General features: G+C 70.3%; 24 protein-coding genes. 16 read left to right on the top strand and 8 right to left on the bottom strand.

Annotated features, from left to right (window positions below; translation table 11 throughout):
• Positions 1-45: 45 nt before the first annotated feature.
• The gene (locus EL493_RS20730) at positions 46-750 is read right to left on the bottom strand and encodes a cutinase family protein (protein ID WP_019047242.1); all 705 of its coding nucleotides are present in this window, start codon (positions 748-750) and stop codon (positions 46-48) included.
• 58 nt (positions 751-808) lie between these two features.
• Positions 809-1,432 (bottom strand): carbonic anhydrase, encoded by a 624-nt coding sequence (locus EL493_RS20725; protein ID WP_019047241.1) that lies wholly within the window; start codon positions 1,430-1,432, stop codon positions 809-811.
• Positions 1,433-1,753: 321 nt separating this feature from the next.
• Between EL493_RS20725 and EL493_RS20720 the strand changes: the two genes are divergently transcribed.
• The 4 genes from EL493_RS20720 to EL493_RS20705 all read left to right on the top strand — a co-directional run bounded on the left by EL493_RS20720 (position 1,754) and on the right by EL493_RS20705 (position 4,894).
• Positions 1,754-2,548, top strand: coding sequence for a CPBP family glutamic-type intramembrane protease (locus EL493_RS20720; RefSeq protein WP_036835730.1), 795 nt, complete (start codon positions 1,754-1,756; stop codon positions 2,546-2,548).
• A 72-nt stretch (positions 2,549-2,620) separates the two neighbouring features.
• Entirely contained in the window at positions 2,621-3,283 is a 663-nt protein-coding gene (locus EL493_RS20715) for a hypothetical protein (RefSeq protein ID WP_019047239.1), read from the top strand.
• Positions 3,280-4,476 (top strand): PrsW family intramembrane metalloprotease, encoded by a 1,197-nt coding sequence (locus EL493_RS20710; RefSeq protein ID WP_019047238.1) that lies wholly within the window; start codon positions 3,280-3,282, stop codon positions 4,474-4,476. Before EL493_RS20715 ends, EL493_RS20710 begins: the two co-directional genes overlap by 4 nt.
• 100 nt (positions 4,477-4,576) lie before the next feature.
• Entirely contained in the window at positions 4,577-4,894 is a 318-nt protein-coding gene (locus EL493_RS20705; protein ID WP_019047237.1) for a hypothetical protein, read from the top strand.
• On the opposite strand, the gene EL493_RS20700 is transcribed toward EL493_RS20705, so the two are convergent.
• Both EL493_RS20700 and EL493_RS20695 read right to left on the bottom strand, forming a co-directional pair.
• A complete protein-coding gene (locus tag EL493_RS20700; RefSeq protein WP_019047236.1) occupies positions 4,895-5,206 on the bottom strand; it encodes an amphi-Trp domain-containing protein in 312 nt (103 codons plus the stop codon).
• A 139-nt stretch (positions 5,207-5,345) separates the two neighbouring features.
• Positions 5,346-6,470: an AI-2E family transporter gene (locus EL493_RS20695; RefSeq protein ID WP_019047235.1), complete on the bottom strand. Its 1,125-nt coding sequence runs from the start codon at positions 6,468-6,470 to the stop codon at positions 5,346-5,348.
• A gap of 168 nt (positions 6,471-6,638) precedes the next feature.
• On the opposite strand from EL493_RS20695, the gene EL493_RS20690 reads away from it, so the two are divergent.
• Positions 6,639-7,451: a cyclase family protein gene (locus EL493_RS20690; RefSeq protein ID WP_036835954.1), complete on the top strand. Its 813-nt coding sequence runs from the start codon at positions 6,639-6,641 to the stop codon at positions 7,449-7,451.
• Between the two features lie 6 nt (positions 7,452-7,457).
• Here the strand turns inward: EL493_RS20690 and EL493_RS20685 are convergent, their stop codons facing one another.
• The gene (locus EL493_RS20685) at positions 7,458-9,014 is read right to left on the bottom strand and encodes an FAD-binding oxidoreductase (protein ID WP_019047233.1); all 1,557 of its coding nucleotides are present in this window, start codon (positions 9,012-9,014) and stop codon (positions 7,458-7,460) included.
• 157 nt (positions 9,015-9,171) lie between these two features.
• On the opposite strand from EL493_RS20685, the gene EL493_RS20680 reads away from it, so the two are divergent.
• Positions 9,172-9,774 (top strand): hypothetical protein, encoded by a 603-nt coding sequence (locus EL493_RS20680; protein ID WP_126405819.1) that lies wholly within the window; start codon positions 9,172-9,174, stop codon positions 9,772-9,774.
• Here the strand turns inward: EL493_RS20680 and EL493_RS20675 are convergent.
• Positions 9,771-10,472, bottom strand: a complete 702-nt coding sequence (locus EL493_RS20675) for an LmeA family phospholipid-binding protein (protein WP_019047231.1) — start codon at positions 10,470-10,472, stop codon at positions 9,771-9,773. The genes EL493_RS20680 and EL493_RS20675 overlap by 4 nt on opposite strands.
• 132 nt (positions 10,473-10,604) lie before the next feature.
• Here EL493_RS20675 and EL493_RS20670 point away from each other — a divergent pair, with 132 nt between their 5' ends.
• From EL493_RS20670 to ligA, 5 genes are all read left to right on the top strand, one after another.
• Positions 10,605-11,759: an acyl-CoA dehydrogenase family protein gene (locus tag EL493_RS20670; protein ID WP_019047230.1), complete on the top strand. Its 1,155-nt coding sequence runs from the start codon at positions 10,605-10,607 to the stop codon at positions 11,757-11,759.
• Complete coding sequence (locus EL493_RS20665) at positions 11,759-12,580, top strand: crotonase/enoyl-CoA hydratase family protein (protein ID WP_019047229.1); 822 nt, start codon at positions 11,759-11,761, stop codon at positions 12,578-12,580. Before EL493_RS20670 ends, EL493_RS20665 begins: the two co-directional genes overlap by 1 nt.
• On the top strand, positions 12,577-13,404 hold the full coding sequence (locus EL493_RS20660; protein WP_019047228.1) for an SDR family NAD(P)-dependent oxidoreductase: 828 nt from the start codon (positions 12,577-12,579) through the stop codon (positions 13,402-13,404). The genes EL493_RS20665 and EL493_RS20660 overlap by 4 nt, the downstream gene beginning before the upstream one ends.
• Before the next feature lie 76 nt (positions 13,405-13,480).
• Entirely contained in the window at positions 13,481-14,098 is a 618-nt protein-coding gene (locus EL493_RS20655; RefSeq protein ID WP_019047227.1) for a TetR/AcrR family transcriptional regulator, read from the top strand.
• A 48-nt stretch (positions 14,099-14,146) separates the two neighbouring features.
• The gene (gene ligA, locus EL493_RS20650; RefSeq protein WP_019047226.1) at positions 14,147-16,138 is read left to right on the top strand and encodes an NAD-dependent DNA ligase LigA; all 1,992 of its coding nucleotides are present in this window, start codon (positions 14,147-14,149) and stop codon (positions 16,136-16,138) included.
• Positions 16,139-16,147: 9 nt separating this feature from the next.
• Here the strand turns inward: ligA and EL493_RS20645 are convergent, their stop codons facing one another.
• Positions 16,148-16,957 (bottom strand): SigB/SigF/SigG family RNA polymerase sigma factor, encoded by an 810-nt coding sequence (locus tag EL493_RS20645; protein ID WP_019047225.1) that lies wholly within the window; start codon positions 16,955-16,957, stop codon positions 16,148-16,150.
• A 237-nt stretch (positions 16,958-17,194) separates the two neighbouring features.
• On the opposite strand from EL493_RS20645, the gene EL493_RS20640 reads away from it, so the two are divergent.
• Positions 17,195-17,635, top strand: coding sequence for an ATP-binding protein (locus EL493_RS20640; RefSeq protein WP_022566853.1), 441 nt, complete (start codon positions 17,195-17,197; stop codon positions 17,633-17,635).
• A gap of 10 nt (positions 17,636-17,645) precedes the next feature.
• Here the strand turns inward: EL493_RS20640 and EL493_RS20635 are convergent, their stop codons facing one another.
• Positions 17,646-18,059 carry an STAS domain-containing protein gene (locus tag EL493_RS20635; protein WP_019047223.1) on the bottom strand — a complete coding sequence of 138 codons (414 nt, stop codon included), beginning with the start codon at positions 18,057-18,059 and terminating at the stop codon, positions 17,646-17,648.
• Positions 18,060-18,268: 209 nt separating this feature from the next.
• On the opposite strand from EL493_RS20635, the gene EL493_RS20630 reads away from it, so the two are divergent.
• The 4 genes from EL493_RS20630 to EL493_RS20615 all read left to right on the top strand — a co-directional run bounded on the left by EL493_RS20630 (position 18,269) and on the right by EL493_RS20615 (position 21,477).
• Positions 18,269-19,210 (top strand): helix-turn-helix transcriptional regulator, encoded by a 942-nt coding sequence (locus EL493_RS20630; RefSeq protein ID WP_019047222.1) that lies wholly within the window; start codon positions 18,269-18,271, stop codon positions 19,208-19,210.
• Between the two features lie 250 nt (positions 19,211-19,460).
• Complete coding sequence (locus EL493_RS20625) at positions 19,461-19,685, top strand: ferredoxin (RefSeq protein ID WP_019047221.1); 225 nt, start codon at positions 19,461-19,463, stop codon at positions 19,683-19,685.
• Positions 19,682-20,233: a Cif family virulence factor gene (locus EL493_RS20620; RefSeq protein ID WP_019047220.1), complete on the top strand. Its 552-nt coding sequence runs from the start codon at positions 19,682-19,684 to the stop codon at positions 20,231-20,233. Before EL493_RS20625 ends, EL493_RS20620 begins: the two co-directional genes overlap by 4 nt.
• Positions 20,230-21,477 (top strand): hypothetical protein, encoded by a 1,248-nt coding sequence (locus EL493_RS20615; protein ID WP_174436003.1) that lies wholly within the window; start codon positions 20,230-20,232, stop codon positions 21,475-21,477. The genes EL493_RS20620 and EL493_RS20615 overlap by 4 nt, the downstream gene beginning before the upstream one ends.
• The last annotated feature ends 16 nt before the right edge of the window (positions 21,478-21,493 follow it).

Raw genomic sequence — 21,493 nt, 5'->3', positions numbered from 1 at the left:
GACGTCCACCGGCTCGGCGCTCCCGGGCCGGTGGAAGCGGAAGGGCTAGGAGCCGAGCTGCTCCCGCACGAAGGTCGCCGCCTGACCGCGGTAGTCGTTGACGAAGTACGCGAAATGGCCGTAGCTCAGGGCATTGCCGAAGCCGGCGGCCGGGTCGCCGCCCTGGCAGACGCGGTCGGCGGCATGGCAGTAGGAGCGGGTGCGGTCGGTGAACTCGCCGATCGCACCGAGCGGCAGGGGACCGGTGCCCGAGAGGGCGGGATCGTAGTTGCCGCGGTTGTACGGCTCGGCGCCGTTGAACAGCGGGCTGCCGAAGAGTGCGACGGCGTCGATCCGCGTGGCCGCGGCATCCGTCAACGCGGCGCGGGCGCTGAGCGTATTGCCGATGACGCGGGCGCCCTGCGAATAACCGAGCAGCACGAGCTGCTGATCCGGGCACTCGGTCGCCGCCTGGTTCACCAGGGCGGTCAGGTTCTCGACGCCCCGGACGGCACTGTCGGGAGCCATCGAGGCGGGGTACTCGAGTTCGGTCACCGTGGCGGCGCGGCCGGACTCCTGGGCGATCTGTTTCGCGAGCGGCGTCAGCAGCAGGCTGCCGCTCTGCGGTTCGAGCGTGCCGCGGACCGTGACGACGCGGACCTGCGCGCAACCGGGAGACGGCTCGGCGGCCGCGGCCTGATGGACCGGCAGGGCCAGCGCCGCGGCGACGGTTGCGGTCGAGCACAGCAGGATTCGGGATCGTCCACGCATGCGCCCACTGTATTGGCCCCGTCGGCCGCAGCGCCAGCCATTGTGCACCGGGTGCGGGTCAGGCCAGCTCGCCGATGTCGCCGATGACGCTGCGCAGGTGGGCACGTCCGTCGTCGAGGCTGTAGGTCACACAGGCGATGGCGAGTTCGCCCGCCTCGACGCGCTCGGCGATGGTCGAGGAACGCTGGGTGAGCAGGCGCGCGGTCTCCTCGACGTGGCGGGCCTCGAGATCGTCGACATTGGCCAGGCCCTCGCGGCGGCCCAGCAGGATCGACGGCGTCACGCGTTCGACGACGCTGCGGATGAACCCGCCCGGCACCGTTCCGTTGTCGAGGGCGTCGATGGTGGCGGCGACCGCGCCGCAGGAGTCGTGGCCCAGGACCACGATCAGCGGCACCTGGAGCACCGCGACGCCGTACTCGATCGAGCCGAGCACGGAGCTGTCGACCACGTGCCCGGCGGTGCGCACGACGAACATGTCGCCGAGGCCGCGGTCGAAGATGATCTCGGCGGCGACGCGGGAGTCACCACACCCGAACAGGATCGCCGAGGGCTGCTGCCCGCCGGCCAGTTCGGCGCGGTGCGCGGCGTCCTGGCTGGGGTGCTGCAGGGTACCGGCGACGAAGCGGTCATTTCCCTCGCGGAGGGACTTCCAGGCGGAGACAGGATTCGAATGCGGCATATCACCCATATTGCACGGAACGGGGCGGGCCGGGGCAAGTGCCCCCCGCGGGGTGTCGTCGCCGTGGGCGAAGGTGGTCGACGCGCGCGGGGGCAACGTTGTCGCCGTCGGAAGCGCGTTGCGGTTGAGTATCGGGAATGAATGCTCGGTATTTCCCATGATGCAACAGCTCTCGCCGACGGCGGGCTGTATTTCGCCCACTTGCAGTGAGTTGTGGAAACAATTTGGCAGTTGCTGCAAAATCGCCGCGGGTGTCAAAGGGGTTTGCCGAAGAATGTCACTTCCGCGCCGCAAGGGTGGCGAACAGCTATGTTTGCCCGCATGAGCGCGTCAGACACAGTGCTGCCCATCACGCCGAATCGCCGGAGCCTGTCCTACCCGCTGTTCGCGGTGGTCGTGATCGTCTACCTCGCGATCATCCAGCTCGGCGGCCTGCTGATGACGGCGCTCACCGGTGCGGAGGACATGCTCACCACCCGCGCGGTGTTCTTCGGCATGATCATCCCGCTGGGCGTGGCGCTGGCGTTCACCTACGGCGTGATCGCCTACCTGGGGTGGCTGCGGCCGGTGCTGCACGACGACCACCCGACCCGGTCCTGGGTGCGGATCGTGCCGATCCTGTTCCTCGTCGCGATCGTCTTCGGCATCAACTACGCCGCGCTCGCCGACAAGGGCCTGGTCTATGTGCTGGTGCTGCTGCTCGCCACACAGTTCGTCGGCTGGGGCGAGGAAGGCATGTTCCGCGGTATCGGCGTGCTGGTGCTGCGCGAGCACGGACTGACCGAGGGCCGCGTCGCACTGTGGTCGAGCGTCGTCTTCGGCGCCGTGCACCTGACCAACGGCATCACCCACGGTGCCAGTGCGCTGCCCCAGGCGATCATGGTCAGCCTCGCGGGCTACTTCTTCTATCTGATCCGCCGGGTCAGCCACGGCAACGTGCTCAATTCCGTGCTGCACGGCCTGTTCGACTTCACCCTGATCACCGGCACGATGATCCTGGCCGAGCAGACCTTCTACCTCGGGACGCTGCTGCCGATCCTGGTCTACCCGGTGCTGGCGATCATCCTGCTGGTCAAGCGCCACCGCATCGAGCCGGCCCCCGCCCCGGCGGCCTGACCGCGACACATCCGAGCATTCCGGCTCGCCCAGCCCGGCGTGCCGGCGTCCCCGATCGATGAGGAGAGGTACGTGGGAACGCATCAACGGGAGGCCGACAGTGCCTTGTCCGAGCGCTATTTCGACCCCGGCGACCGCTGGGTGCCGGTGGACCGGCGCTGGCTCGGCATGGACAAGCGCACCATCGCGCCCGCGCTGATCGTGCTCGCCCTGGCGCTCCTCCAGGGTGTCCTGTTGCCGCGGATCGACGCCGCGGTGCCGGAAAAGGACGTCACCGTCGCCGGCGATGTGATCGCGCTCCAAGGCGGGGTGGGGTTCACCGCGGCGGCGGGTTGGTCGCTCGTCGCCGGGGAACGCCGCAGCGACGAACCCACCGGCGAGGGCTACCCGACGGAGGCGGTACTCACCCGCGGCGGAACACAGTTCGTAGTCCGCGTCGGCACCTATGACGGCGACGCGTCGGCACTGCTCGCCCAGATCGAACGCACCGACGCACTTCTCGGCGGCGCGCTGAAGGCCGGCGGCGACCCGGTCGCCATCAGTACCCGCTCGGGACTGGACGGCGTCATCACCCGCTACGCGGCCGCCACCGTCGACGGTGTGCTCGCCGCGTTCGTCCTCGACGGCAAGGGCATCGAGGTCGTCGCGATCGGCCCGGCCGAGCCGGGACAGGACATCCTCGGCGAGGTCGCCGAGATGATCGCCGGAATCGGCCGGATCGGAGACGTAGGATGACCGGCACCGACACCACCCGGGCCAGATTCCTGGCCATCGAGAACTCCGGCTGGGGCCGCGGATTCACCTTCTACCAGCCGCGCAATCTCGCGTTCTGGGTGTATGTACTGCTCGTCGGTTCCGGCGTGCTGCTGTTCGTCTCGCGGATCGCGACCAGCTATCCCGCCTACGGCCGCGCGATCCTGGTGACCGCGGCGGTGTTCGCCGTGTACGGCGCGCTGTTCTGGTGGTTCGTCGCCCACATCGACCGCTACGCCCGCCAGCCCACGGCACTGCTGGTCGCCGCGTTCTGCTGGGGCGGATTCGCCGCCACCTGGGCGATGGCTTCCTACGCGAACACCGCCGTGCTCAGCATCTACGGCAAGGTCTTCGGGCACGCCTGGGCCCAGGACTGGGGCGCCGCCCTGACCGCGCCGTTCACCGAGGAGACCGCCAAGGGCTTCGGGCTGCTGCTGTTCATCGCCCTGGCGCCGCGGCTGATCCGGACCGCGTTCGACGGGTTCATCGTCGGCGCGTTCCTGGGCCTGGGGTTCGAGATCATCGAGGACATCGCCTACGGAATGAACTCCGGCGCCGCGCAATTCGGGGCGAATCAGGTCGAGGCCTCGATGGGCACCGTCGTTCTGCGGGTGGCCACCGGCGCCACCGGGCACCTGCTGTACACGGCGCTGTTCTGCGCGGGCCTGGTGTATCTGCTGGGCAGGCCGGCCGAACCGCGCCGGGTGGGGCGGGGCCTGGGGCTGATGGCCGTCGCGATGCTGCTGCACGGATGCTGGGACGCGATGGGCAATGTCGGGTCCAGCGCCGTGGCCGCGATCGGGGTCATCCTCGCGATCACCGTGGTCGCGCTGACAATCGCCGCGGTGGTGTTCCGGACCACCGTGCCGAGGGAACGCGAATTCCTGGCGCAGATCCTGGCTCCCGAGGTCGAGGCGGGCACCGTCACCGAGCAGGAGGCCGAGGCCGCCTGCGCCGACGCCAAGGGCCGGCGTGCCTTCCGCAAGTCCGAAACGGGCCGGGCCGGGCGCCGGCGCAACGAGCGGGTCCTGGACGCGATCTTCGATCTGGCCGACGCTCTGGCCGCGGATCGGGGTGCGGAAACGCCGCGCGTCGAGTTCGCCCGCTCGGAGGTCGCCCGCCTCCGCGACGGCCGACCGGTCACCGAAGCCCAGCTGCCGGTCCCCGTGGGCTAACCGAGGGTGCCGCGGGCGGATCGGTGTGATTGCCTCCGGCGACAGTGGCTATGTCCCCTGTATCCACCCGCGGCACCACTTCACACGAGGACTGATGATCATGGATGTACGAAAAACTGTCGCCGCTTCGGGCATCGCCCTGCTGCTGCTCGGCGGGTCCGTGGGCTGTAGCGAGGCGGAGAAGGCGCTGAACAAGGGTGGCGACACCCGGTGCAGTGAATACACCGCGCAGGACGCGGCCAAGAAAGAGGTGACGGTGACCAAGTTCCTCGAAGAGGAACGCGGCGACGACGCCTCGATCGACCAGAACACCAAGGATCTGGCCGTCGCCGCCATCGACCTCATGTGCGGCGCTCAAGCCAATCCCGACACTCCGATCCGGGAAGCCGACCTGACCGGCATCCTGGTACCGAAGTAGCTATTTCGCGGGCTGTTTGCGGGCCCGGGTACGGCGCGCGGTCTTGGCCGGGGCCGGGCGGGGAGCCGGCTCGGGTTCCGCGGCCGGCTTGTCGCGCCAGCTGATCTCGAACTCGATCTCGGTCTCGTCCCCGTCGACCTCGATCTCCAGCTTCCACCGGACCCGGTCCGCGACCTGGATTTCCAGGGTGTCGCCGCCGGATCCCATCTCCACTTCGGAACCGCTCGCGAGGGCATGCCCGATCGCGATCAACTGCTCGGACGCCTCTTTCCGGGTGAGCTCGGACCTGCGGGTGAACTCGAGCTTCGGCACGACGACTCCTGACCTAGGCGCAGCGTGATTCGGGTAACTACACCATAGCCAACATGACCCGCAATGGCGTCTGCCGACGATATCGACTCGGAGTCGGTGAATTCCCGGTCACGCGCCGAGCAGCGGGGGTAAGGCCCGTTCAGGCACCGGCTTCGGCCACCGGCGGTGGACTCGGTTGCGCGTCCTCGTCGGCCTCGGGTTCCGGTGCGGGTGGCGGTGGGCCGGTGACCGCGTCGATCTGTTCGCCGATGTAGCGGACGACGACCGCGACCATCGCGACCACCGGCACCGCGAGGAACGCGCCGGTGATGCCGTAGAGCGAGCCGCCCGCGGTCACCGCGAGCAGGACGACGACGGCGTGCAGTTCCATGCTGCGGCTCTGCAGGACCGGTTGCAGCACATTGCCTTCCAGCTGCTGCACCGCGATGACGACGCCGAGCACGATCAGCGCGGTCGTGAACCCGTTGCCGACCAGCGCCACCAGCACCGCCAGCGCGCCGGCGACGAACGCGCCGACCATGGGGACGAATCCGGCGATGAAGGTGATCACCGACAGCACCATCGCCAGCGGCACGTCCAGCAGGAACAGCGCCGCACCGATGAACACGGCGTCGACCAGGCTGACGAGGGCCTGGGTGCGGATGAAGCCGCCCAGCGTCGCCCACACCCGTTGCAGCACCGCTTCGACATGGCGACCGCTACGGCTACCGAACACCTGGTGCATCCACGGCAGCAGCCGGGGGCCGTCCTTCAGGAAGAAGAACACCAGCACCAGGACCAGGAAGATGGTGATCAGGACCGTGGTCGCCGTGGACACACCGGTGAACACGCCGTTGGCGATCTGCGCGCCGCTGGACTGCAGGCGCGCCACGATCGCGTCGACCGCGGAATCGAGCTGCTCGTCCCGGATCCGCAACGGGGGACCCTGGATCCAGTCCCGGACCTGGTTCACGCCTTCGGTGGACTTGTCGGCGAGTTCGGGTGCCTGATCGGCCACCGACGGCACGATCGAGGCGACGATGCCCGCCACGACGGCCAGGAATCCCAGCAGCGTGATCGTGGCGGCGAGTGCGGGCTTGACTTTGTGCCGGGTCAGCCAGCGGACCGGCGGCCACAGGATCGTGCTCACCACGATCGCCAGCGCGACCGGCAGGATCACCACCCACAGCCGGGCGGCGACCGACCCGAGCACCCACGCTCCCGCCGCGATCGCGACGATGCACAGCGACCATTTGGCCAGCCAGAGCAGTCCGCTCCCGATCACATCCCCTCGGTCACGCCATTTCCCGTTCGCTTGCGCATCACTGGTTGTCTTCACCGGCCCGCTCACGTCGCCAGTCTGGCACGCCCCCGGTGTTCCCGGCGCGCGGACATGTCGGCGAGGTGCCGGGATTGCGTGGATCGACCGATCTGCTCGGCTATCGTGACCGGGGTGTGCGCGCCCGAGATCGTTCGTCTGGCCCACGCCGCTGCGCCGCGGCCCAGCCGGCGGGCCGTATTCGGGCTGGCGGGACTGACCGCGCTGGCGGCGGTGGCCGCGCCCGCCCAGGCCGCGCCGGGGTCGCGCGTCGTCGATCTGACGTACACGCTGACGCCGCAGCTGCCGGTCTGGCCGGGGAACGCGCCGTTCACCATGGTTCCGGTGGCCTGGCACGCGAGCGGTGGGTTCGGGCAGTACGCGCTCGGATATTGGGAGCACACCGGCACCCATGTCGACGCGCCCGCGCACCGGATCCTCGGCGGTGCCACCACCGAAGACCTTCCGGCGCAGGATCTGATCGCGCCGCTGGTCGTGCTCGACATCAGTGCCAGGGCGGCCACCGACAACGACGCGGTCGTGACCGTCGCCGATATCGATCGGTGGCGCGCGACTTACGGCGAGATTCCGGAGCGGGCGTTCGTGGCCATGTATTCCGGGTGGGAACGACGGGTGACGCGGCCGTCGACCTTCCTCAATCTCGACGACCGCGGACTGCCGCACGCGCCGGGGTTCTCCGGCGAGGCCGTGGAGTATCTGGTCGGCCGATTCGGGATCGTCGGCGCCGGGGTCGACACGCTCAGCCTGGACTGCGGCGCAGACCCTGACTACGGCGCGCACACCGCCCTGCTCGGCGCCGGTCGCTACGGGGTGGAGATGCTGGCCAATCTCGAGGCGGTGCCGCCGTCGGGCGCCACGATCATCGTCGGCGCGCCCAAACACGCGGGCGGCACCGGCGGACCGTGCCGGGTGCTCGCCCTCGTCTGACCGCCGTCACCAGTCGGGGCGGCCGATCGAGAGGCGATGCTGGAACACATTTCCCGGATCGACGGACTGTTTGATCCGGAGCAGTCGCGGATAGTTGGCGCCGTAGTAGAAGGCGTGCCAGGGCAGGCCGGAGGTGTTCCACGCGGCGTCGGCCAGATCGGGGTCCGGGTAGTTGATGTAACTCCCGCCGTAGTTCTCGTTCGGGATCGGGACGCCCTCGGTGTCGGCGTGCACGTCGCGGTACATCTCGCGGGCCCAGCGCACGTACCGCTCGTCGTCGGAGGGCAGCCGCCAGGAGGCGTGGATGAGCATCTTCATGAACGAATCCCGGGCCGGCATGGCCGTCGCGTCCGGGGCGACGGCATTGATCGCGCCGCCGAACGGCAGGAATTCGAGCTGGGATTCGCCGAGGAAGCGCAGATCGGTGAGGTAGCGGTAGAAGATCCGGAGCTGGTCGGGGGAGTAGGCCTGGCGCAGGTAGGCGGCCTTCACCTTGACCCGCGTGGTGTTCGCGCCCTTCGCGTAGTACACCCGGTCCACCGTGTCGGGATAGGACAGCCGGGTGGCCGGAGCGACGGCGGGCGGCGGGAAGACGCCGTCGCTCACGGTCGCGACGAATGCGTCGAATCGGGCTTGCGCGTCGGGGGAGTCGGCGTCGAGCAGGATCAGCAGTTCGGCCGCGCCGGTGCCGCTGGTCCGGAACATCAGCGGGGCGTAGAGCCCGGCGAAATCGTTGCCGGGCGCCCGATGCCGCTCGAAGAACGCGAGATAGTTGCCCAGGAACCGGACGAACGAATCCTCCGTCGTGACGGGCAGGATCACCCGCGCACTCAGTATGGCACCCGGCGGCTTCGGCAGCGCGGTCGCGGGGTCGCCACCGTCGGCGCCGGTCGAACGGAACAGGAATCGGGTGACCACACCGAAATTCCCGCCCCCGCCGCCGGTGTGCGCCCACCACAGATCGTGGTGCGGGCCGTCTTTCGTCGCGACGACGACCTTCGCGTTCCCCGTCGCGTCGACCGTGACGACCTCCACGCCTACGAGATGATCGGCGACGAGCCCGAACCGCCGCGACAGCGGACCGTACCCACCGCCGGTCACGTGCCCGCCCATCCCGACGCCCAGGCAGATGCCGCCCGGCACCGTGACACCCCACCGGTGCAGGGCCCGGTACATCGTGCCGATGTCAGCGCCGGCGCCGACCGAGAACGCGCGGTACTCCTCGTCCCAGAACACCGTGTCGAGTCGGGCGAGGTCGATGATCGAGCGGGTCTGGTCGTTGTCGACGAAGTCGTCGAAGCAGTGACCACCCGACCGCGCCGCGATCCGCGAGTTCTCCGCCACCGCCCTGGCGACCGCGCCGCGGACCTCCTCGGTGCCGGTGGGCGCGTAGATCTTCGCCGGGCGGGCCTGGAATCGCCGGTTGTAGCCGCGTGCGGCGAGCGCCTCGAACTCGGCGGGACCCACCGCCCCGTCCTGCGCGCGGCCCACCGGCATCCCGAGCGCGGCCAGCGAACCACCGACCGCGGCCGCGGTGAGCAGCCGGCGACGAGAAAGCGACATCGGAATCCTTCCGGGCGGCGTCCAGGCAGACGAATCTGCACGGGACCCTAGCGGAACCGAGGGCTGGTCGAGGGCAGGCTGACCGAGGCCGGGCATTCGCACACGGTCTCCACATTCTCCGCGCGAACTCACCATTCCGGCGGGTTAGGTTGCGGTGGTGTCGAAACGGCGTTCGGCGATCCCGCCTCTGGTGGCCGCCACGGTGATGGTGCTGTCGGTGGTGATCGCGTTGCATCGCGGGGTGATCCTGACCTATCTGTGGCTGCTGGCCTTGCCGCTGCTGGCGCTGGCCTTCGCGGCGGTGATCGCCGGGTCCGGGCTCGCGGTGTGGCAGGCGAGCCCGCACGCCTCCCGGGGCCCGCTGGTGGCGACGGCCGGGCTCGCGCTGATCGCGATCGGCGCGCCCGTGCTGTTCGTCGTCCGCCCGGAGCTCGGCGTGTGGCTCCGGTTCCAGCTCGCGCGGCCGGGTTTCGCTGCGGTGGCGGCCATGGACGCGCCGAGCGCAGACGACGGCTACTACGGGAAATCGCTACCGGGACATCTGTGCTGGGTCTCGGCGAATTGCAAAGTGGCCGACATCGGCACTCCGGAGCAGCCGGTTCCGTTCGTTCCCGATTATGTCGGAATCCCCGACGGCGCAACGGGATACGGCTACTTCACCGACGCGCCCAGCGCGGGTCCCTACGACGGTTTCGGTGATCCGATCTGCCCGCGCATCGAACTGCCCGGCGGCTGGTGGTGGCTCGGCGGCTGCCCTTAGCCCGCAGGATGCTCCAGGAAGTGGACGTCCTGCGCGGCGGCGATCACGTGCAGACCGTCGGCCCTGGCGTCGATCGCGGTGAGCCGCGCGCCGAGTGGCAACTGGCGCAGGGGAACGACGAATGTCAGCGTCCGGCGCAGCATCGCCAGAGGAACGGTCGGACCGCCCGCAGCCGACTGCACCGACACCGGCGTGACCTCGATCCCGGTCTCGGCCGGGGCGACAGTGACGTACACGACCGCGGGCACATCGATACCGGCCACCGGGAAGGTTCCGGTGACGCGCAGTCCCTCCGCGCTGTGTGAAATCGACTCCACACCCGAAGGCGCGAACCGCTGCACGGCGTCGTAGGGCACCACGGCCGTCGCGGTCGCCGTCGCCGCGACGATATCGGCGGTGCGCTGGTTCATCAGGTCGCTCAGCGGCGCCGACACGTCGGTCAGGGTGACGTCGAGATCCTGGACGGTGATGTCCTGTCCGCTCCAGTCGCCCACCCGGATATCGATCTCGGCGTAGGTGCCGTCGAAAGCCTGGGTGAGGAACGGGAATCCGTCGATCGCGACCTCCGGGTCGTGGGGCAGATCGTATTCGGCGGCGACCCGGCGGCCGATCTCGTTCTGCGCCATCACCACGGCCACCCGGTCGCCCGCGATCACCGCGATCACCAGCACCACGATCAGTATCAGCACCGCGCGCATGCGTACACCCTCTCCGACATCCCACCATCATGCTGCCGAACACCGACGTTCCGCGCCGGCGACCATCCTCGACATGCCGGGTTTCCGAACCGGAGGTGTACAGTCAGTCCAGACTGACTGTACGGTGGCGCCATGACCACCACCGCTGTCCCGCCCGCCTGGGCGAGCGCATCCGACACCGTGGCGTTGCGTGCCGTCGCGCGCGCCTTCCTGGCCGCCGAGGCCGTACCGAACCGGGCGCGCTGGGCCGAACAGCGGTGCGTGGACCGCGAGTTCTGGTCGCGCGCGGGCGAACTCGGACTGTTGTGTGTCGCGGTGCCGGAGGAATACGGGGGCGGCGGCGGGACCTTCGCCCAGGAAATGGTGATCCTCGAGGAACAGGGCCGCATCGACGAACCGGGCTGGGGCAACCACGTCCACAGCGGGATCGTGGCCCCGTACCTGGTGGCCTACGGCACCGAGGAACAGAAGCGGCGGTGGCTGCCGCCGATGGCGTCGGGCGAGGTCGTCGCCGCGATCGCGATGACCGAACCCGGCGGCGGTTCCGACCTGGCGAACATGACCACCCGCGCGGTCCACACCGGCGACGACTACCTGCTCACCGGCGCCAAGACCTTCATCACCAACGGCGGCTCCGCCGACCTGATCGTGCTGGCCGCCAAGACCGATCCGGGCGCGGGCGCCCACGGCGTCTCGCTGTTCCTCGTCGACGCCACGCTTCCCGGCGTGCGCCGCGGCCGCATCCTGGACAAACTCGGCCAGCACAGCGGCGACACCGCCGAACTGTTCTTCGACGACGTGCGGGTCCCTGCCACGGCACTGCTCGGCGGCACCGCGGGGCAGGGTTTCGTCCAGCTCATGACCCAGCTGCCGCAGGAGCGGCTGATCCTCGCGCTGGGCGCCGTGGTCGCCACCGAGAGCGCGGTCGAGCTGGCGCTGGCCTACACCAAGGAGCGCGCCGCCTTCGGCAGGCCCCTGTTCGCCAAGCAGCACATCAAGTTCGAGCTCGCCGAATGCGCGACGCTGGCCCGGGTGGCCCGCACCTTCGTCGACGACTGCGTGACGCGCCACGACGCCGGAACCCTGGATGTGGCGACCGCGTCGATGGCCAAGTACTGGGCCACCGATGTCCAGTGCCAGGTCGTGGACCGTTGCCTGCAGCTGTTCGGCGGCTACGGCTATATGCGCGAATACCCGATCGCGGACATGTACGTCAACGCCCGTGCGCAGCGGATCTACGGCGGGACCAACGAAATCATGAAAGAAATCATCGCGAGGTCGCTCTGATGACTGTTTCCGACACCACCGCATCGGTGCTCGTCCGCAAGGACGGACCGGTGACCATCGTCGCCATCGCCCGGCCACACGTCCGCAACGCGGTCGACCGGCACACCGCGGAAGCGCTGGCCGAGGCGTTCCGCGCCTTCGACGCCGACCCCGGCGCGGCGGTCGCGATCCTCACCGGCGAGGGCGGAACCTTCTGCGCCGGAGCCGATCTGAAAGCCGTCGCCGCCGGTGACCCGAACCGCTTCGCCCCCGACGGTGACGCGCCCATGGGCGTCTCGCGACTGCGGCTGTCCAAGCCGGTCGTCGCCGCCATCAGCGGGCACGCTGTGGCGGGCGGGCTGGAGCTGGCGTTGTGGGCCGACCTGCGCGTCGCCGACGAGGACGCGGTGCTCGGCGTGTTCTGCCGCCGCTGGGGCGTGCCCCTGATCGACGGCGGCACTGTGCGGCTGCCCCGGCTCATCGGCGGGGGACACGCCATGGACCTGATCCTCACCGGCAGACCGGTTTACGCCGAGGAGGCCCTGCGGATCGGCCTGATCAACCGGATCGCGCCACCCGGGCAGGCCCTCGATCACGCCCTGACCCTGGCCCACGAACTGACCCGGTTCCCGCAGACCTGCCTGCGCCACGACCGGCTCTCCGCCCTGGAGCAGGAGGGACTCACCGAAACCGCCGCGCTGGCCAACGAACACGAACACGGCGCCATCTCCCTGATCGCCGACACTGTCGCGGGCGCGACGCGCTTCGCCGACGGCGCGGGCCGCCACGGCAGCTTCGCCGACCTCGGCACGACCACCACGGAAGAGGACACTTCCCGATGAACACACTCGACGGAAAAGCGGCGATCGTCAGCGGCTCGGGCCGCGGGATCGGGGCGGCCGTGGCCCGCAAGCTGGCCGCGCACGGCGCGCGGGTCGTGGTCAACGATCTCGATGCCGCGGTGGCGGACAGTGTGGTCGCCGAGATCGTCGCGGCCGGGGGCACCGCGGTCGCGTGCCCAGGCAACGTCACCGAGGACGGCTTCGCCCAGCGGTTCGTCGACACCGCCGTCGACCGGTTCGGCGGGCTCGACATCATCGTCAACAACGCCGGCTACACCTGGGACAGCGTCGTGCAGAAGATGGGCGACGAGCAGTGGGACGCCATCCTCGACGTCCATCTCAAAGCGCCGTTCCAGATCCTGCGCGCCGCGCAGCCCGTGATCGGCGCCGCCGCCAAGCGGGAACGCGAGACGGGAGAGCCGGTGACCCGCAAGGTCGTCAACGTCTCGTCGCTGGCCGGGCTCTACGGCAATGCGGGACAGGCCAACTACTCGGCGGGCAAGGCCGGCATCATCGGCCTGACCAAGGCGATCGCCAAGGAATGGGGCCGCTACCGGGTCACCGTGAACGCCGTCGCCTACGGGCTGATCGAGACCCGCCTCACCGGCTCCGCCGCCGACGGCGACGCCACCATCGACATCGAGGGCCGCGAGATCAAGGTCGGGGTGAATCCGATGATCCGCCAGGCCGCCCAGCACATCGCGCCGCTCGGGCGGCTGGGCACCCCGGAGGAGGCGGCGGGCGCGGTGTATCTGCTGTGCCTGCCCGAGTCCGACTACGTCACCGGCGAAGTACTGGCCTGCAGCGGCGGCCTGGTCGGCTGAGCGCCGGGTGGCGGTGCGGACACCCGGGCGGGCCATGACACGATGTGCACCGAGCTTGCGAAAGGGCGGTGACACCATGGCGGTCCGCAGAACCAACCCGGTCGAAATGCGCCGCCGCCTGATCGATGCCACGGTCACCTGCCTGATGGAGCACGGCTACGCCGGGACCACCACGCTGCGCGTGCAGCAGGTCGCCGGGGTGTCGCGCGGCGCGCTGCTGCACCATTTCCCCAGCAAGGCGGACATGTTCGTGGCCGCGGTGCAGCGCGTCGCCGAGCAGCAGGCCGACGACATTCGCAGCGCCCTCGCCGACCCGCCGCCCGCCACCGGCCGCATCGAGTTCGCGATCGGGGTCCTGCGCGAGGCGATGTCGGGCCCGCTGTACCTGGCGGGCTACGAGCTCTGGATGGCCGCGCGCACCGACCCCCAGCTGCGCACGGTCCTGGCCCCCTACGAACGGGAGGTCGGCCGGGCCATCCGGCAGCTCGGCGCCGAGGCGTTCGGCCCCGGCTACGCGGAGCTGCCGGGCTTCCCGGTCGCCTTCGAGTCCCTCCTCGAACTCCTGCGCGGCCAAGCCATCACCAGCGTCCTGCGCACCGACCCCGCCACCGCGGACAAGGTCCTCGCCGCCTGGGCCGTCACCTTCCCGACTCTGTGCGCCCTCACCCCGGCCGGTACTCCCGACCCCGGCTGACCCGGTTCGATGCCGGGCTGTCGGTGCGGATCGGTAGGTTCTGGGGCTGTGGAAACAGGGGAACGTATTCGTGAGCTGGCGGACCGGATCGTCGTGTTGCGCGAGGCCTACTATCAGGGCTCGCCGCTGGTCGCGGACGCCGAGTACGACGCGGTCGAGGACGAGCTGCGCGGCCTGATCGAGGCGCATCCGGAGCACACGCCCGACCCGAATCCGCTCGAGCAGGTCGGGGCGCCGGGCGTGCTGCACGCGCCGGTCCGGCACTCGCGGCCGATGCTGTCGCTGGAGAAGGCGACGAAACCGGAGCAGGTCGAGGCGTTCTTCCAGCGCTTTCCCGGACAGCCGGTGGTGGTGATGCCCAAGCTCGACGGGTTGTCGCTGGCGCTGGTCTTCGAGAACGGGCGCTTCGCGCGCGCGGTCACCCGGGGTGACGGGACGACCGGCGACGACGTCACCGTGCTGGTCCGCGCCCTGGTCGACGGCATCCCCGACCGGATCGAGGTCGCGGGCCGGGTGGAGGTGCGCGGCGAGGCCGTCATGCTGCGCTCCACCTTCACCGCCTACAACCTCGCGCACCCGGACAAGCCGCTCATCAATCCGCGCAACGCCGCGGCGGGCACGCTGCGCGCGAAGGACCCCGCCACCGTCGCCGAACGCCGTCTGCAGTTCTTCGGCTTCGATCTGGACACCGCGGGCGACGACACCGCCGTCGACCTGGCCGAAGGCCTGCGCGCACTCGGCATCGCCGGCGCCCAGATGCGGCTGTGCGCCGACGCCGCCCAGGCGCAGACCGCGATCACCGCGATCGAACAGGACCGCAACACCCTCGACTACGACCTCGACGGCGCCGTCCTGCGCCTGGCCGACCGCAACGCCTACGCCGCGGCCGGCACCCGCTCGAACTCCCCGCGCGGCGCGCTGGCGTTCAAGTTCGCCGCCGAGGAGAAGACCACGCTGCTCAACGAGGTGGTCTGGGACGTCGGCAAGACGGGCAAGATCGTCCCGGTGGCCTGGCTCGAACCCGTCTTCGTCGGCGGCACCACCGTCACCAAGGCGACCCTGGCCAACCAGGAAGTGATCCGCGCCCGCGACATCAAGGTCGGCGACACGGTGCTGGTGCGCCGCGCCGGCGATGTGATCCCGTTCGTGGCGGGGGTACTCGACGCGTCCCGGCGCACCGGTCAGGAACGCGAGATCGTCGCGCCCACCGTCTGCCCGTCCTGCGCGCAGCCGGTCACCGAGCAGGGCAACAGCCGGGAACTGTTCTGCACCAACGTGTCCTGTCCCGCGCAGACCGTGCGCAGGCTCATCCACTGGGCCTCGCGATCGGCGGCCGACATCGACGCGGTCGGGCCGGTCTGGATCGAGCGCCTCGCCGAGGCGGGCATCCTGGAACACCCGTCGGACTTCTACACGCTGACCAAGGAACGCCTGCTCGAGTTCGACCGCGTCGGCGAGGTGTCCGCGGCCCGGATGATCGACTCGATCGATGCCAGCAGGCAGGTCGGCCTGCGGCGGGCGCTGATCGGCCTGGCGATCCCGATGGCCTCCGACGGCACCGCCGCCCGGCTGGCCCGCGCGGGGTTCGGCTCCCTGGAAGAGGTCGCCGACGCGGGCGAGGAGCGGCTCGTCGCCGTCGAGGACATCGGGCCCAAGGTGGCCGCCTCGCTCACCGAACACCTGTCCAGGCTGCGCCCGGAACTGGAACGGCTGCGCGCCGCCGGTGTCTCGCTGGACGTGCGCGCCGAGGACCTGCCGCCCGTCATCGCCGCGGGTGCGCCGCTGGCGGGCAAGACCGTGGTCGTCACCGGCGCCATCAGCGACCCGCGTTCCGGCGAGAAGGTCGCCCGGCCCACCTTCCAGCGGCTGTGCGAGCAGGCGGGCGCCACCGCGGCGTCCTCGGTCTCGGCCAACACCGACCTGCTCATCACCGGCGCCGGCGTCGGCGACAGCAAGCTGAGCAAGGCGGAGAAGCTCGGCGTCGAGGTGGTCGACCAGGGCGACATCTGGACGCTGCTGATCGAGGCCAAGATCACCTAGCCGCGCGGCTCAGGCGATGCGGATCTCCGGCTCGACGGCGGCCTGGTCGTGCAGGCGGTCGAGCAGTGCCGACAGTTTGCGGGACACGCTCATCTGCGACATGCCGAGCCGCTCGGCGATCTCGGACTGGGTCAGCGAGTCGAAGAACCGCCACGTCAGCAGCTGCCGCTCGGCGTCGGACAGCTGCGCGAGCAGCGGGGCGACGGTGAGCGCGTCCTCGGTGAACTCGAACAGCGGGTCCTCGTCGCCGACACTGTCGGCGATCGACATCCGCGGCCCGTCCTCGGCGTCCTGGCTCGGGGTGTCGAGGCTGCGGGTGTGGTGCGCCTCGACGGCGGTCATCGCGCGGGTGATGTCGGTGATCTCGACACCGAGCTCGTCGGCCAGCTCGTAGGCGGTCGGGGAGCGGTCCAGCTCGCGGGTCAGCTTCTCGGTGGCCGGGGCCAGGCGCACCGACAGCTCCTTGTCGCGCCGCGGCACGTGCAGGGCCCAGGTGCGGTCCCGGAAGTGCCTGCGCACCTCGCCCATGACCGTCGGGATGGCGAAACCGAGGAACGGGGCGCCCTGCCCGACGTTGTAGCGGTCGACCGCGACGACCAGCCCGACCCGGGCCGTCTGCAGCAGATCGTCGAAGGCTTCGCCACGGTTGGCGAAGCGCTTGGCGATGTTCTCCGCCAGCGGCAGGCAGGTCTGGATGATCAGTTCGCGCAGCTCCTGGTGCTCGGGCGACTGCGGATCGGTCAGGGACCAGTGCGCGAACAGCGGTTCGGGGTGTTCGTAGGTCGGTAGGTCGGTGGGGTGAACGGCGTTGTGGGACATCGGATCAGCTCCTGGCCTTCGACTGTTTCTCTCCGGGTGCGGGCCTCACTGCCGAATGGGTTTACCGATTCGGGTGCCCGGTAAACCTCGCGCTGGTGAACGACTGCGGCGCCTTGCCCGGGGCCGAGGTGTGGCACTACGGTCGGGAATCGACGCAGCCCCCGGTGATCGACGGTTGGTGATGCCGGTAGCCGGGTATTCGCCCGTCGACACGCCGCATTCACGACGGGAGGCACCATGACACACCCACCCGACCGGTCGATGGCGGCCAGACAGGTCCGCACCACCGCTGTCGGGATGGATGTGAAAGCCGAGATCGGCCAGCTGTCGATGCTGCGCGCCATCGCCGAGACGGCCGCGATGGTGGCCGGGTTCCGGATCGACGAGGTCACCGACCTGCGGGTGACGGTCGACGAGATCGCGACCTGCCTGATGCGCCACGCCGTCCCCGACACCCTCATCCGCTGCGAATTCACCGCGGACCGGCAGCGCATGCTGGTGCGGCTGCGCGCGGTGTCGGCGTCCCCGGACCCCATCGACGAGTCCGGGTTCGGCTGGCAGCTGCTGCAGGCCAACACCGACCGCATCGAGATCGAGACGGGCGTCTTCGACGCCGAGGTCTCGGGCTATCCGGTGGAAGTCGTGTTCGAACGCGCCCGGTTGGGCGCGCGCTCCTGAACCGCGGATCTCAGGCATCGGCGCGGTAGGCGTCGGCGGCGTCGAGGGCCGCGGCGAGGTCACGGTGGACGGGCAGGCGTGGGCTCATCCCGATGGCGGTGAGGATGCGCTCGACGGCGCAGCACGGGTGCGGGTTGGCCAGGTGCAGCGTGATGTCGCGGCGGCGCAGGGCGTCGGCCAGTTCGGCCAGGTCGACGACCGCGCGGGCGGACAGGAACGTGACCTGGCCCAGATCGAGGACGAGATGTCCGCCCGCCGCGCCCGCCGCGGTGTCGAGCAGCTCGCGCCAGCGGGCGAAGGTGTAGGCGTCGACCTCACCCCAGGCGTGCAGGACGAGCGCACCGCCGCGCTGCTCGACGACGGCACCTACCCGGCGGCCTGCCTCGACGGCGGCAGGGCGAGGGTGGTCCTGGGGGCTGCTCACGCGGACTCGTTTCTTCGGCACCGGTGCTCGGGTGCGGAGGCCGACAGTCCTGTGTTCTCAAGCCCAGCCGGTCCCACCATTCCACCACGTCGCGGTGTCGGTACCCCGGTCTCGTCACGGACCCGACGCGGAGTGCTTCGCTTTCTGTCCCGGGACAGGGCCCGACGAGGTTCGCATCGCGTACCGTAGCGGAGGCAGAAGGGAGTGCCGTGCGGAATCTCGTCTTCGAGAGCGACGACCTGGGCGCCACCGAGGAATTCCTCAACAGCGCCTACACCCGCATGCGCATCGGCAGCAACGGCCCCGAGAAGATCCGCACCCGGATCCGCCGCGACGTCCTCGGCGCGGTCAATTTCGACCAGCTCGCCCTCGGCTTCGACATGGCCTACGACGCGCAGCCACTGGGCCGGGTGTGCCTGGTCACCGTGCACACCGGCCGGATCGACGAGAACTATCACGGTGCGGGCACCGACACCTTCACCTCCGGGCAGACCGGCCTGCTCACCCCGCACGATCTGCCCTATTCCGGGACCATCCGCAACAGCCGCTACGACATCACCATGTTCGATCCGGCGGTGCTGGACCGCGTGGCGATCGCGGGCGACGGGCCGGTCCGGGTCACCGGGCACCGGCCGGTCAATGCCGCGGCAGGGCACCGGCTGCGGCGCACGATCGCCCACCTGCAGCAGGTCGCCGCGGATCCGCACTCCTCGGCGAGTGCCCTCGTCGCCGCCACGGCGGCGGACTATCTGGCCGCCACCGTGCTGGCGACCATGCCCACCACCGCCGTGCGCGAACCGGATGCGGTCGACCGGCACGACGCCCATCCCGAGACCGTCCGGCGGGCCGTGGCCTATCTGGAATCGCATCTCGCCGAGAACATCGCGGTCACCGATGTCGCCGCGGCGGCCTTCGTGACGCCGCGCGCCCTGCAACTGGCCTTCCGGCGTCACCTGCGCACCACACCGCTCGAGTACCTGCGGAGGTTGCGGCTGGCCGCCGCCCACGAGGAACTCGTGGGCGGGTCGGCCGGCGACGGGCTGACCGTCGCGGCGGTGGCACGCCGCTGGGGGTTCAGCCACCCCGGGCGGTTCGCCGTCGCCTATCGCGCCGCGTACGGGTGTGCGCCGGGCGAGACCCTGCGCCGCTGACTCTCCCTCCGTCGCGGAAGCTCTGTCGGCGACGGTTCTCGCCGTGCTGTGCCCGGGTCGACCCCACCCGGCGCACATGGTGCGCCGCAATCGGATTCATCGCTGTTCTCTTGCCGCGCCCCGACACCGGTGATACTGTCCAGACACATGTCCAGCTGAGTGTCCATCCGGCGGCGGGGACCGCCCGCCATCACCGGGAACACGGCGCCGCTGGGCGGACCGAGTGTGGAAGGCGGACGGCGGGTGTGGTGTGCGAATCGTCGTTGATCGGGATCTGTGCCAGGGGCACGCGGCCTGTCAGGCCGAGGCGCCGGAGGTGTTCCGGGTTCCCAAACGCGGAAAAGTCGAGGTCCTCGTCGAATCCCCGGAGGCGGCGCAGCGCGCCGCCGTCGGCGACGCGGTGACCTATTGCCCCACGCGGGCGCTGTCGATCGTCGAGGACGGCGCCCCGCACGACGAAGGAGAACGACGATGACCGGATTCACCCGCGCCGAACTCGAGGAGATGGTCGAGCGCTGGCTGGCGGAGAACAAGCGCTGCGAGAGCATCGGTGACTGGCGCCCGCTGGCCGACATGTACACCGAGGACGCCACCTACGGCTGGAACTACGGCCCGAAGCAGGAATTCATGGCCGTGGGCCGCGAGGAGATCCGCGAGATCGCCGTCGGCCAGGAGATGGACGGCCTCGACGGCTGGACCTACCCCTACCAGCACATCGTGATCGACGAGAAGTCCGGCGACGTGGTGGGCTTCTGGAAGCAGACCTCGAGCGCCACCCGCGCCGACGGCAGCCACTACGCGGTGGAGGGCATCGGCGGCAGCTGGTTCCGCTACGGCGGCGACTTCCAGTGGAGCTGGCAGCGCGACTTCTTCGACTTCGGCAATGTCTCGGCCCTGTTCCTGGAGATGCTCACGAACAAGGCCATGACCCCCGGCATGCTGGCGCGGATCGAGAAGGCGACCACCCAGCAGCCGCTGCCCGGCTGGTATCCGATCGGCAAGTCCCCGGTGCCGCTGTGGTGACACCTGATTCGCCGTTCGCGGCGCTGACCCGCGACCAGCTGGCCGTGCTCGTCCCCGAACTGCTGCTGTGCGGGCACCTGATCGACCGCTCGGGGATGCCGCACACCATCGGCGCGTTCGGCCGCGAGGGCATGACCGCGGTGGCCATCGAGGAATGGCAGGTCGCGAGCCCGGTCTACACCCGCCGCATGCAGACCGCGCTGGGCTTCACCGGCGACAGCGTGGAGACCATCTTCAAGGGCCTGCAGCTCGACATCGGTGCGCCACCGCAGTTCCTGGACTTCCGGTTCCGGGTCGAGGACCACGACCACGGGGAGTTCTGGCTCGACCACTGCGGCGCGCTCGCCGACGTGGAGCCGCTGGGCGACCAGTTCGTCCGCGCCATGTGCCACGACATCGAGGACCCCACCTTCGACGCCACCGCGCTGGCCACCAATCCGCACGCCCAGGTGCGGCCCGTGCACCGGCCGCCACGCGTGCCCGCGGACCGGCGGCCGGTGTGCGCGTGGCGGGTGACCATCGACCCGGCCAACGAACCGCCGCCGGTGCCGGCTGGCGCCGCGGTCATCGCGGGTTCCGCGGCGGCGTCGGTGCGGCTCTCGCCCATCGACCCGGCCGACGAGGGCGCGGGTGACTACCGGGGCCCGCTGCTGAGCGATCTGCGATTCGCCGACTTCTCGCGGTCGGCGCTGGTCCGGATCGCCGAAGAGGTGTGCCTGCAACAGCATCTGCTGGCCGCCGGGTTCCTGCTGGCCGTGCGAGGCCGGGTCGACCGTGAACGAGCCGACGAGATCGGCCGTAAGCAGTTCGCGGGCGTGGCCGGAGTGGCGTCGGACCGGATCCGCGCGGCGCTCGGCCTGGGCACGGACCCGGCCGCGCTCGCCCGGATCCTCGCCCTGCATCCGGCGCTGAATCCGGTGCAGTACATCGGCCGCCGGATCGAGGTCACCGGCGACGGGGTGCGCCTGGTCCTCGACCGGGAGTGCGCAGGCGTGCGCGACGACGTGTGGCCCGCCCTGCTGACCCCGCAGCACCTGGCACCCCTCGACGCCCTGGTGCGCGGGGTGGACCCGCACTACACCTGCCGCAGCACCGCCTCCACCGAGCGGACGCTGGTGGTCGACATCGTGCGCGCCGCCGAACCCACGGCCGAGGCCGTGGAGGTGGCGCTGACCCGGATCAGCACCGGCGCGACGTTCGCGTTCACCGATCGGGGCATCCCGCTGCCGCTCACCGTGGTGTGAGCGGACGGATACGGAA

Origin of the sequence: Nocardia asteroides (assembly GCF_900637185.1) — a bacterium.
Classification (GTDB): Bacteria; Actinomycetota; Actinomycetes; order Mycobacteriales; family Mycobacteriaceae; genus Nocardia; species Nocardia asteroides.
Note: the sequence above shows the minus strand (reverse complement) of the source record. Positions and strands in the feature narration are given on the sequence as shown.

What these genes read in the sequence shown, in the direction of transcription:
- EL493_RS20660 (WP_019047228.1), top strand. Translation starts at nt 12,577, where the DNA reads ATGAACACACTCGACGGAAAAGCGGCGATCGTCAGCGGCTCGGGCCGC.
- EL493_RS20705 (WP_019047237.1), top strand. Translation starts at nt 4,577, where the DNA reads ATGGATGTACGAAAAACTGTCGCCGCTTCGGGCATCGCCCTGCTGCTG.
- EL493_RS20655 (WP_019047227.1), top strand. Translation starts at nt 13,481, where the DNA reads ATGGCGGTCCGCAGAACCAACCCGGTCGAAATGCGCCGCCGCCTGATC.
- EL493_RS20685 (WP_019047233.1), bottom strand. Translation starts at nt 9,014, where the DNA reads ATGTCGCTTTCTCGTCGCCGGCTGCTCACCGCGGCCGCGGTCGGTGGT.
- EL493_RS20640 (WP_022566853.1), top strand. Translation starts at nt 17,195, where the DNA reads ATGACACACCCACCCGACCGGTCGATGGCGGCCAGACAGGTCCGCACC.
- EL493_RS20720 (WP_036835730.1), top strand. Translation starts at nt 1,754, where the DNA reads ATGAGCGCGTCAGACACAGTGCTGCCCATCACGCCGAATCGCCGGAGC.
- EL493_RS20730 (WP_019047242.1), bottom strand. Translation starts at nt 750, where the DNA reads ATGCGTGGACGATCCCGAATCCTGCTGTGCTCGACCGCAACCGTCGCC.
- EL493_RS20645 (WP_019047225.1), bottom strand. Translation starts at nt 16,957, where the DNA reads ATGTCCCACAACGCCGTTCACCCCACCGACCTACCGACCTACGAACAC.
- EL493_RS20710 (WP_019047238.1), top strand. Translation starts at nt 3,280, where the DNA reads ATGACCGGCACCGACACCACCCGGGCCAGATTCCTGGCCATCGAGAAC.
- EL493_RS20725 (WP_019047241.1), bottom strand. Translation starts at nt 1,432, where the DNA reads ATGCCGCATTCGAATCCTGTCTCCGCCTGGAAGTCCCTCCGCGAGGGA.
- EL493_RS20670 (WP_019047230.1), top strand. Translation starts at nt 10,605, where the DNA reads ATGACCACCACCGCTGTCCCGCCCGCCTGGGCGAGCGCATCCGACACC.
- EL493_RS20675 (WP_019047231.1), bottom strand. Translation starts at nt 10,472, where the DNA reads ATGCGCGCGGTGCTGATACTGATCGTGGTGCTGGTGATCGCGGTGATC.
- EL493_RS20665 (WP_019047229.1), top strand. Translation starts at nt 11,759, where the DNA reads ATGACTGTTTCCGACACCACCGCATCGGTGCTCGTCCGCAAGGACGGA.
- EL493_RS20620 (WP_019047220.1), top strand. Translation starts at nt 19,682, where the DNA reads ATGACCGGATTCACCCGCGCCGAACTCGAGGAGATGGTCGAGCGCTGG.